The organism is Streptomyces sp. MB09-02B, assembly GCF_033794485.1.
In the GTDB taxonomy this organism is placed as follows: domain Bacteria; phylum Actinomycetota; class Actinomycetes; order Streptomycetales; family Streptomycetaceae; genus Streptomyces.
This window is the reverse complement of sequence record NZ_JARGEE010000370.1, coordinates 1-9,036: the sequence shown is the minus strand read 5'-3', so window position 1 is coordinate 9,036 and position 9,036 is coordinate 1. Positions and strand designations below refer to the sequence as shown.

8 protein-coding genes are annotated in these 9,036 nt (G+C 70.9%); 3 read left to right on the top strand and 5 right to left on the bottom strand.

Going from position 1 to position 9,036, the window contains the following annotated elements; genetic code table 11:
• The 3 genes from P1P70_RS34750 to P1P70_RS34740 all read right to left on the bottom strand — a co-directional run.
• Nucleotides 1–910, bottom strand: a 910-nt coding sequence (locus tag P1P70_RS34750; RefSeq protein WP_319244965.1) for a glutathionylspermidine synthase family protein, incomplete at its 3' end; no start/stop codon positions are given.
• A gap of 21 nt (nucleotides 911–931) precedes the next feature.
• A complete protein-coding gene (locus P1P70_RS34745) occupies nucleotides 932–1,321 on the bottom strand; it encodes a hypothetical protein (protein WP_319244963.1) in 390 nt (129 codons plus the stop codon).
• Between the two features lie 153 nt (nucleotides 1,322–1,474).
• Nucleotides 1,475–2,470 (bottom strand): helix-turn-helix transcriptional regulator, encoded by a 996-nt coding sequence (locus tag P1P70_RS34740; RefSeq protein WP_319244961.1) that lies wholly within the window; start codon nucleotides 2,468–2,470, stop codon nucleotides 1,475–1,477.
• Between the two features lie 63 nt (nucleotides 2,471–2,533).
• On the opposite strand from P1P70_RS34740, the gene P1P70_RS34735 reads away from it, so the two are divergent.
• A complete protein-coding gene (locus P1P70_RS34735) occupies nucleotides 2,534–3,895 on the top strand; it encodes an epoxide hydrolase family protein (protein ID WP_319244960.1) in 1,362 nt (453 codons plus the stop codon).
• A gap of 61 nt (nucleotides 3,896–3,956) precedes the next feature.
• Nucleotides 3,957–4,904, top strand: coding sequence for a helix-turn-helix domain-containing GNAT family N-acetyltransferase (locus P1P70_RS34730; protein ID WP_319244958.1), 948 nt, complete (start codon nucleotides 3,957–3,959; stop codon nucleotides 4,902–4,904).
• A 195-nt stretch (nucleotides 4,905–5,099) separates the two neighbouring features.
• Here the strand turns inward: P1P70_RS34730 and P1P70_RS34725 are convergent, their stop codons facing one another.
• Both P1P70_RS34725 and P1P70_RS34720 read right to left on the bottom strand, forming a co-directional pair.
• On the bottom strand, nucleotides 5,100–6,089 hold the full coding sequence (locus P1P70_RS34725; protein WP_319244956.1) for a malate dehydrogenase: 990 nt from the start codon (nucleotides 6,087–6,089) through the stop codon (nucleotides 5,100–5,102).
• A 404-nt stretch (nucleotides 6,090–6,493) separates the two neighbouring features.
• Nucleotides 6,494–7,864: a helix-turn-helix domain-containing protein gene (locus P1P70_RS34720; RefSeq protein ID WP_319244955.1), complete on the bottom strand. Its 1,371-nt coding sequence runs from the start codon at nucleotides 7,862–7,864 to the stop codon at nucleotides 6,494–6,496.
• Between the two features lie 441 nt (nucleotides 7,865–8,305).
• Between P1P70_RS34720 and P1P70_RS34715 the strand changes: the two genes are divergently transcribed.
• Nucleotides 8,306–8,839 (top strand): peptidoglycan-binding domain-containing protein, encoded by a 534-nt coding sequence (locus P1P70_RS34715; RefSeq protein WP_319244953.1) that lies wholly within the window; start codon nucleotides 8,306–8,308, stop codon nucleotides 8,837–8,839.
• Nucleotides 8,840–9,036 lie beyond the last annotated feature (197 nt).

Genomic DNA, 9,036 nt, shown 5'->3' with positions numbered 1-9,036 from the left:
GGCCGTCGAGATAGGCGGGGAGGAGGTTGGGGTGGCCGGGGTACAGCTCCCAGAGGACGGCGAGGAGGGCCTTGTTGCTGAGGAGCATCTTCCAGGCGGGTTCGATCCACATCGTGGTCCCGGTGCCGCCGCCGTTGTCGAGGGTGGCGAGGACGTGGGAGGCGAAGCGGTCGGTGGTGAGCCACTCCCAGGGGTAGAGCTTGAAGATGCTGCGGATGAAGCGGAGCTTCTTGTCGACGAAGCGTTCGGAGAGGCGGTCCCAGCCGATGTCCTCCATGGAGATCCAGTCGGTGGCGAGTCCGGCCTGTTCGGCGGTCTCCTTCAGATAGGCGACCGTCATCAGGTCCTCGCCGAGTTCGTCGCCGGCGGAGTGCGCGAAGTAGAGGGGGCTGCCGGGGGGCAGAAGGGGGGACTGCTTCTTCCAGGCGTCGACGAGGCGTTCGTGGAGGGAGTTCCACTGGTCGGCGCCCGGGAAGCGTTCCTCCATCCAGAACCACTGGGGGCTGGCCGCCTCGACGAGGGAGGTGGGGGTGTCGGCGTTGTACTCCAGCATCTTGGCGGGGCCGGTCCCGTCGTAGCGGAGGTCGAACCGGCCGTAGACGGACGGCAGTTCGGCCCGTCGGCGCCACGCCTCGGCGACGAGGCCGACGAGGCGCGGGTCGGTGATGCCGAGGTCGGCGAAGCGGTCCTCGGCCACGATGTGTTCGGCCGCCGCCAGGCACATGCCGTGCAGTTCCTCGACGACCTCCTCCAGCGCCTCTACCTCGGGCAGCGAGAAGACGTAGTACGCGCTCTCGTCCCAGTACGGGCGCAGAGAACCGTCGGGGTGGCGGGTCAGCGGGTAGATGAGCCCCTGTTCCTCGACGGTCTCCTGCCAGCCCGGCCGGGGTTCGATGGTGCGGCGTTCCATGGTGCTGCCTCGTCCGCCGGGTCAGCCGCCGCTGGAGCCGGAGCCGTCGCCGTCGCCCGAGCAGCCGAAGCCGTCCCGGTCCACGGCCTCGCTGCGGCTGAAGGTGCCGTAGTCGGCGCGGCCCCCGCTGACCTCGGCGTCGTAGTACCAGGCGGCGTCTGCCGAGTCGGCCTGGCTGCGGTTGCCGCTGCTGTTGCTCTTGCGGTTCTTGCCGTAGGACGACGAGGAGCTGGAGCCCGAGTTGCAGTTCTTGTCAGCGATGATCTTGTAGCCGTTGGCGTAGTCGTAGCTGTCGCGGTCCACGCAGCGGCGATCCGGATCCGAACCGCAGGAGGTCAGGGCTGCCGCGACGACGCCCATCCCACCGAGTACGACCGTGCTGGACCGCAGCCGCCTGCGCTGTTCTCCCATGTGTGCTCCCCCGTAGGGCTCGTGGGCCCTGTCGTACCGGGGCCGGTTCGCGATGCGGTACACGAAATCCGGCCACCGTCTTATGTGCTCTTTACCGGCGCTCAGACTAGTGATCGACTCCTGGATGAGGCCAACCGGGTGCGAAGGGGGCGGCTACCGGCGGCGGATGGCTTGCAGCGAGCGGGCAGCCTGGGCGTGCAGGGCGTCGGCGAGTTCCGGTGGGGCGGACTCGCCGAGGGTGAAGTCTGCGTCGACCGACGTGATCATCCAGGCGAGGTCGCGCGGGGTTCCGGCGCCCAGGTGCAGCAGACAGCGGTCGTCGTCGACCGGTTCGAGCACACCCATGCCGGGCCAGATCCGGTCCCCGACCGCTGCGGCCGACTCGTGCAGGGTGACGGTGGCCCGGAAGGGCCAGGCCCGGGAGGAGAGTCGGTGCGCGAGATAGGTCGCCGCGTCGCCGTCGGGGAGTGCGCGCGGGGCGAAGCGTGGTCCGGTCGGGGTGCGCGGGACGAGGCGATCGACCCGGAAGGTGCGCCAGTCCGCGCGGTCCACGTCCCAGGCGACGAGATACCAGTGCCGGTCGAAGCTGACGAGCCTGTGCGGTTCGACGGTGCGGACGTGGGGCTCCGGGGTGTGGGGAGCTGGGGAGGAGGTGCGCGGGCCGGCGTAGTCGAAGCGGAGGCGTTCGTGGCGGCGGCAGGCTTCGGCGATGGCCATGAGGGTGTCCGGCGAGACCTTGGGGGCCGGGGCCGCTCCCGCCCGGACGGTGGCGTGGTGCAGGGTGGCCACCCGGTGCCGCAGCCGGGACGGCAGCACCTGCTCCAGCTTGGTGAGGGCGCGCAGCGAGGCCTCCTCGATGCCGGTGACCGTGCTCTCGGCGGCGGTGCGCAGTCCGACCACGACCGCGACGGCCTCCTCGTCGTCGAGCAGCAGGGGCGGCAGACTCGCGCCGGCGCCGAGCCGGTAACCGGCGGCGCCCCGGGCGGCGTGCACGGGGTAACCGAGCTCACGCAGTCGCTCGATGTCCCGGCGCAGGGTGCGTCGGCTGACGCCGAGTTGCTCGGCGAGTTCGGCGCCGGAGCGGTCGCGGTCGCGGTGGCTCTGCAGCAGGGCGAGCAGTTTCAGCAGTCGTCCGGAGGTCTCCAGCATGGTCATGAGGGTGCCGCAGAGTTAGGACCGGGGGTGACCCAACCGGTTCGTAGCGTCGGAGCCATGACGAACCCGACAGCCGACGCCCGCCCCATGTCCGGCCCCGAGAACGACCCGGAGAACGACCCCGAGTGCGACCCGGAGCACAGCCCCGGCCCCGACCCCACGTCCACGCGTACGCCCGCATCCGCACCCACGCCGTTCCGGATCGCGGTCCCGCAGGACCGTCTCGACGACCTGTGCCGACGCCTGGCAGACACCCGCTGGCCCGACGAACTGCCCGGTGTGGGGTGGAGTCGGGGCGTGCCGAGGGGTTACCTGCAGGAACTCGCGGAGTACTGGCGCACCGGCTTCGACTGGCGGGCGCAGGAGGCGGCGGTCAACGCGTACGACCAGTACACGGCGGAGATCGACGGGCAGAACGTGCACTTCCTGCATGTGCGGTCGTCGGAGGCGGGGGCCACGCCGTTGCTGCTGCTGCACGGCTGGCCGGGCTCGGTGGTGGATTTCCTGGACGTCATCGGGCCGTTGTCCGATCCCCGGGCGCATGGCGGGGATCCGGGCGACGCGTTTCACCTGGTCATTCCGTCGCTGCCGGGCTTCGGACTCTCCACGCCGCTGGCCGGGCCCGGGATGAACGCGGCGCGGATGGCCACGGTGTTCACGGGGTTGATGTCCCGTCTGGGGTACGAGCGGTACGGGGTCCAGGGATACGACACCGGGTCGTGGATCGCGCCCGAGATGGGGAAGCAGGCGCCGGAGCGGGTGGTCGGCGTCCACGTCAACGGCATGATCGCCTTCCCTGTCGGGGCGGAGGGCGAGATGGACGGCCTCAGCGAGGTCGAGCAGCGGCGCTGGCAGACCATGCAGAACTTCAACGACGGCTACCTCCAGTGCAATTCCAAACGGCCGCAGACGGTGGCGTACGGGCTCACCGACTCCCCCGTGGGGCAACTGGCCTGGATCGTGGAGAAGTTCAAGGAACTCACGGACCCCGAGGAGGGGCTGCCGGAGGACAGCGTCGACCGGGACCGCATGCTGACGAACGTCTCGCTGTACTGGTTCACCGGCACGGCCGCCTCGGCCGCGCAGATCTACTACGAGGAGATCACCGCGAGTTCCTGGGGCGGTGCCGAGGGCTCCTGGGACGGCGGGGAGGGTTCCTGGGGTGGCGGGGAGGGTTCCTGGGGCGAGACCGAGGCCGGGGAAGAGGCGGGGGGCTGGGGCGAGACCGGTGGTGGAGGCGCGAAGGTACCCACCGCCGTGCTGGTCTCGGCGCGGGATGTGACGGTCCGGCGCTGGGCCGAGCGGGACCACGCCGTCGTGCGGTGGACCGAACTCGGACGCGGGGGCCATTTTCTCGCCATGGAGGCCCCGGAAACGCTCGTCCAGGACCTGCGGGAGTTCTTCCGGGAGCTGCGGTGAAGGACCGAAGCGCACCGCCGGCGTCGACATCCCGCATTCCCTTGACTAAAGTCAAAGAAATATGGAGGCCCCACACGAGGAGCAGTCCGCACCGGTGACCGCGCGGGACGTACGGAGCCTGCGCCGGTTCAACCGGTATTTCACGCGTCGTATCGGGGCCCTGGACGATCACTACCTCGGGCAGGACCGGCCGCTCGGCGAGGCCCGGCTGCTCTTCGAGATCGGCGAGTCGGGCCGGGGCCGCGAGGGCGCCGCGCTGCGCGAGCTGCGGACCCGGCTCGGGCTGGACGCCGGGTATCTGAGCCGGATGGTCAAGGCACTGGAAGGCCAGGGGCTGGTCCGGCTCGGGGTGCACGGCGAGGACAGCCGGGTGCGGGTCGCCGCGCTGACACAGGCGGGGCGTTCCGAGGTCGCCGAGCAGAACCGGCGGGCCGATGCCCTGGCCGAGGGGCTGCTGCGCGGGCTGACTCCGGCGCAGCGGGGCGAGTTGACCGATGCGCTGGGTGCCGCGCGGCGGTTGCTGCGGCTCGCCGCGATCCGGGTCGAGGCCGTGGACGGCGGTTCGGCCGCCGCCCGGGCCTGTCTCGACGCCTACGCCGCCGACATCGACCAGCGGTTCCCCGAGGGCTACGACCCGGCCACCCTCGTGCCGCCCCACGAGGTCTCGGGGGACTCAGGGGCCTTCCTCGTCGCCTACGAGGAAGAACTGGCCGTGGGGTGCGGGGCGCTGCGCACGCTCGACGCCGGGGCGCGGGTCGGGGAGATCAAGCATGTCTGGGTGCATCCCGGGGCACGACGCCTCGGGCTCGCCCGACGGCTGCTGGGCGAGTTGGAGCGGGAGGCCGCCGCGCGCGGTCTCGACGTCGTACGGCTCGATACGCATGCCGCGTTGACCGAGGCACAGGCGATGTACCGGGCGTGCGGCTACACGGAGATTCCTCGGTACAACGACGACGTGTACGGGGCGCACTTCTTCGAGAAGAGGCTCTCTTCCATCCGCCCCCGGTGACATCCGGGCTCGTCCACCCAGCGTCCTTGGTCGGGTCCCAGCGCGTCGTCCTGTCCCCCTTGCCGACGTCGGCGTTCTCATGACGTGCGCAGGCAGACGAGGGCGGCGGACACGCCGAACAGGCCCCGTCCTGGTCGAAACCGGGACAGGGCCTGCGTGGGCAAGCCAGGGGGTGTCGCCCCCGGGGAGAACTGCTCAGATGAGGCCGAGCGCGCGGACCGCCTCGCGCTCCTCCGCCAGCTCCTGGACCGAGGCGTCGATCCGGGCGCGGGAGAACTCGTTGATCTCCAGGCCCTGGACGATCTCGTACTTGCCGTCCTTCACGGTGACCGGGAAGGAGGAGATGAGGCCCTCGGCCACACCGTAGGAACCGTCGGACGGGATGCCCATGGAGGCCCAGTCGCCCTCGGCGGTGCCGTTGACCCAGGTGTGGACGTGGTCGATGGCGGCGTTGGCGGCGGAGGCGGCCGACGAGGCGCCACGGGCCTCGATGATCGCGGCACCGCGCTTGGCGACGGTCGGGATGAAGTCCTCGGCGAGCCACTTCTCGTCGCTCACGACCTCGGCGGCGTTCTTGCCGGCGACCGTGGCGTGGAAGATGTCCGGGTACTGGGTCGCGGAGTGGTTGCCCCAGATCGTGAGCTTCTTGATCTCGGAGACCGGGACGCCCGTCTTCTTCGACAGCTGGGTCAGGGCGCGGTTGTGGTCCAGGCGGGTCATCGCGGTGAAGCGCTCGGCCGGGACGTCCGGCGCGGCGGCCTGGGCGATGAGGGCGTTGGTGTTGGCCGGGTTGCCGACGACGAGGACCTTGATGTCGTCCGCCGCGTGGTCGTTGATGGCCTTGCCCTGCGGCTTGAAGATGCCGCCGTTGGCCTCCAGGAGGTCACCGCGCTCCATGCCCTTGGTGCGGGGGCGGGCGCCGACGAGCAGACCGACGTTGGCGCCGTCGAAGGCCACGTTCGGGTCGTCCGTGATGTCGATACCCGCGAGGAGCGGGAAGGCGCAGTCGTCGAGCTCCATGGCGGTGCCCTCGGCGGCCTTGAGCGCCGGCGTGATCTCCAGGAGGCGGAGCTTGACCGGCACGTCCGCGCCGAGCAGCTGGCCGGAGGCGATGCGGAAGAGCAGGGCGTAACCGATCTGGCCGGCCGCGCCGGTGACGGTGACGTTCACGGGAGTGCGGGTCATGGCGTTCTCCGTATGACAGCTGGCGGTGGGGCGTCCCTGCCCCTGAGGGACGTACAAATGATCGATCTCTCGGCATCAAGAGATCGGTGGTCAGGCTATCGCGCATCCGGGATCCCGGACGGCCGGGGTTCGTGTGGCCCAGCCCACAAGTCGCGCGCGCAAGGAAGGAGCACACGAAAGAGGCGGCCGCCGGTCCGGGGGGGGAGGACCGAGGCGGCCGCCTGTGGGGGTGCCGGGCCGGGAGGACGGACGGTGCGTGTCCTCCCGGGCGGGCCGGACTCCCGTGGGGGTACTCTCCGCCTGCCCCGGAGTTCGGCGGGCATTCCACTTACGCCGTGATTACTTTTCCGGTAGGGGTGATGACGGAACGTGAACCGGCTGGTCGGCCGGTGATCGGCCGATCGCTACCCCGTGCAGCCCTTCTGTCCCGACGCCAGCGTCGCGCAGGCCGTGGCCTCGCCCGCGTCCTTGACGGCGACCATCTGGGTGTAGGCGATGTTGTCGCCGGCGGCTTCGATGGCGGCCGTCTCTTTGGTCTTTCCGACCGTGACCTGGACCTCGTCGCCCTGGGCGGCGCCGGTGATGCGAGCCCAGGCGGCCTGACAGGCCTTGCTGTAGCGGACCTCGACCCGGGCGGTGCCGATCGTGGCCTCGTCGGTGGTCCGGACGAGGTTGCCGATGCACCCCATGGTCTCGGGGTCCTTGCCGTCGCAGTCCTTGCCGCTGCACTTCACGCCGGCCGGGAGGTCGGGGTTCGTGCCGATCGAGGTCGACGGCGAGGTCGGCGGCTTGTCCTCCGCCTGGCCCTTGCCGTCACCGTTGGTGAGGAGGAACGCCGCCGCGATCACGACGAGCGCGCCGACGGCTCCGGCGAGGAACATCGTCACGCGCCGCTTCGGCTGGGAGTCACCGCCGCCGGAGCGGCCACCCCCGCCCGGCGGCGGCCCGAAGACACCGGAGGGGGCCGCGGCGTCCCCGGCGGCCCGGGCGCCACCGGGGACCGAGGTCCCGGCCGGGGCCCTGGACGAGGCAGGCGACGACGACCGCCCTCCCACCAGGCCCGACGGCGAGGCCGAAGACGAGGACGAAGACGAGGGCGACGACGAAGACGAAGGCACCGAGGGCGAGGCGGTCGGCGGGGAGGACGGGGACGACGACGGTGTGGCCCCCCAGCTGATGCGCGACCCGCCTCCGGCGACCCCGCCGGCCCCGCCGTACGGCGGCGCGGAGGAGGACACGGAAGGGGCGGACGGCGACGAGGTGGACGGCGCACTCGAACCCCCGTACGGCGAGCGCGGGATGCGATCGCTCGGGGAGCGCGGCTGCGGCGGGACGGTCGGCGAGACGCCCGCCGGGCCCGCCACGCCCGGCGTCGCGGTGGCACTGCGGCCCGCTCTACTGTTCCTGCCGCCACCCTTGACGGTGGACTGTCCACCCGTCTCACCCAGGGCGGCGCGGGCCTGGGAGATACGGATCGCTTCCATGGTCATGTCGTGGCGCATCTCCGAACGGCTCCAGGCCCGCTCGGCCAGCTCCCACATCGTGGTCAGGTGGACGGGATCGGTACCGGTCACCTCGGCCAACGCGACGATCGCGCCTTTCGGCGCGAGCAGTCTGCCGTTGAGATACCGCTCCCAGGACGTCTTGCTGTAGCCCGTGCGGTCGGCCACCGCGGCGATGCTCAGGCCACCGCGGTCGACGAGCCGGCGGAGCTGGCCCGCGAACTCCCTGACCTGTGGATCGAGTTCATCCGGCAAGGCCCTCCAACGAGGCATTACTTCCCCCCTCTTCCCCCCGTACGTCTCTCCGTACGACCCGGGACCCTCTCCGAAGCCCCGTTCTGGCCTACCCACTGGGATGCGCCCCGCAGGGATACCAGTTCCGTGGAAAGGGGCGTGCGGGAGCATTTCGGACGTGCTCACGCGCTGTCGCACGCCCCTCGACGGTCTGTGGTCCAGTGTCCCACCGGTATCCCGAAATTCCGGGCGGAATCGCAGGCCCAGGCACGGGACGTCCCGGGCCATCCCAAATGCCCACGTTAGCCCTGGTGTCGAGCGGGTCGGCCGCACATCCTCGAACTTGCCAATACATCGACACAGCGACCACACAGGCACGGTCACCCCAGTCGAACTGGGGCTCGTGCGTCTCGTACACACCGACGAGGAACGTGTGCGTCAGCGAAGGTCGACAGGTCAATCGGGGACCAGGGGGATCACATGCAACTCAAGTCCAGGCTGCTGCTCGCGGCCGTCGCCGTGGCGGCCTCGGCCGGGCTCGCGCTCGGCACCGCCGCTCCGCTCGCCACGGCTTCGGAGCCGCACGTCGTCGACGGCTCCGGTGCCGCGTACAACGACTGGGGCGACGAGGGCACGCTGTCCGTCAACTCGCACTCCAAGAGCAACGCGACGCGGCTGTGGCAGAGCGTCCTGTACGCGGACGGCGCCAGGTGGAAGGACTCCAGCGGGGATCTGCACACCTTCACCCTGGGGGACATCGACGGGATCTTCGGCTGGAAGACCCGCTCGGCGACCAAGTACTGGCAGGCGCAGGAGGACCTGGAGGACGTCGACGGGATCGTCGGCAAGGAGACCTTCGGCCAGGCCGACGGCTTCCTCGACGGGCCGTACGACGACGGCGAGGTGACGTACGCGGGCCTGTCGCACGAGGTGGACTTCAAGCGCCTCGACGGGGACTACTACGTCAGGATCGGTTCGAAGTGGAGGGTCGCCGCGTACGACTGGCGCGGCTGAGGGTCCGGCCGGCGCCTACGGGTACGCCCGGCGTCGACGGTCGTCGACAGGGCGTCGATGGGGGTCGTCACGACAGGGTGACGGCCCCTATCAGCGCGGCGGCGACGAGAGCCAGGGCGAGCAGGACGGCGAGGGCGGCGTAGAGGGCGACGCGGCCGGACCCTCAGCCGCGCCAGTCGTACGCGGCGACCCTCCAC

Coding starts and splice junctions, on each gene's coding strand:
- P1P70_RS34745 (WP_319244963.1), bottom strand. CDS start 1,321: ATGGGAGAACAGCGCAGGCGGCTGCGGTCCAGCACGGTCGTACTCGGT.
- P1P70_RS34740 (WP_319244961.1), bottom strand. CDS start 2,470: ATGCTGGAGACCTCCGGACGACTGCTGAAACTGCTCGCCCTGCTGCAG.
- P1P70_RS34735 (WP_319244960.1), top strand. CDS start 2,534: ATGACGAACCCGACAGCCGACGCCCGCCCCATGTCCGGCCCCGAGAAC.
- P1P70_RS34730 (WP_319244958.1), top strand. CDS start 3,957: ATGGAGGCCCCACACGAGGAGCAGTCCGCACCGGTGACCGCGCGGGAC.
- P1P70_RS34725 (WP_319244956.1), bottom strand. CDS start 6,089: ATGACCCGCACTCCCGTGAACGTCACCGTCACCGGCGCGGCCGGCCAG.
- P1P70_RS34720 (WP_319244955.1), bottom strand. CDS start 7,864: ATGCCTCGTTGGAGGGCCTTGCCGGATGAACTCGATCCACAGGTCAGG.
- P1P70_RS34715 (WP_319244953.1), top strand. CDS start 8,306: ATGCAACTCAAGTCCAGGCTGCTGCTCGCGGCCGTCGCCGTGGCGGCC.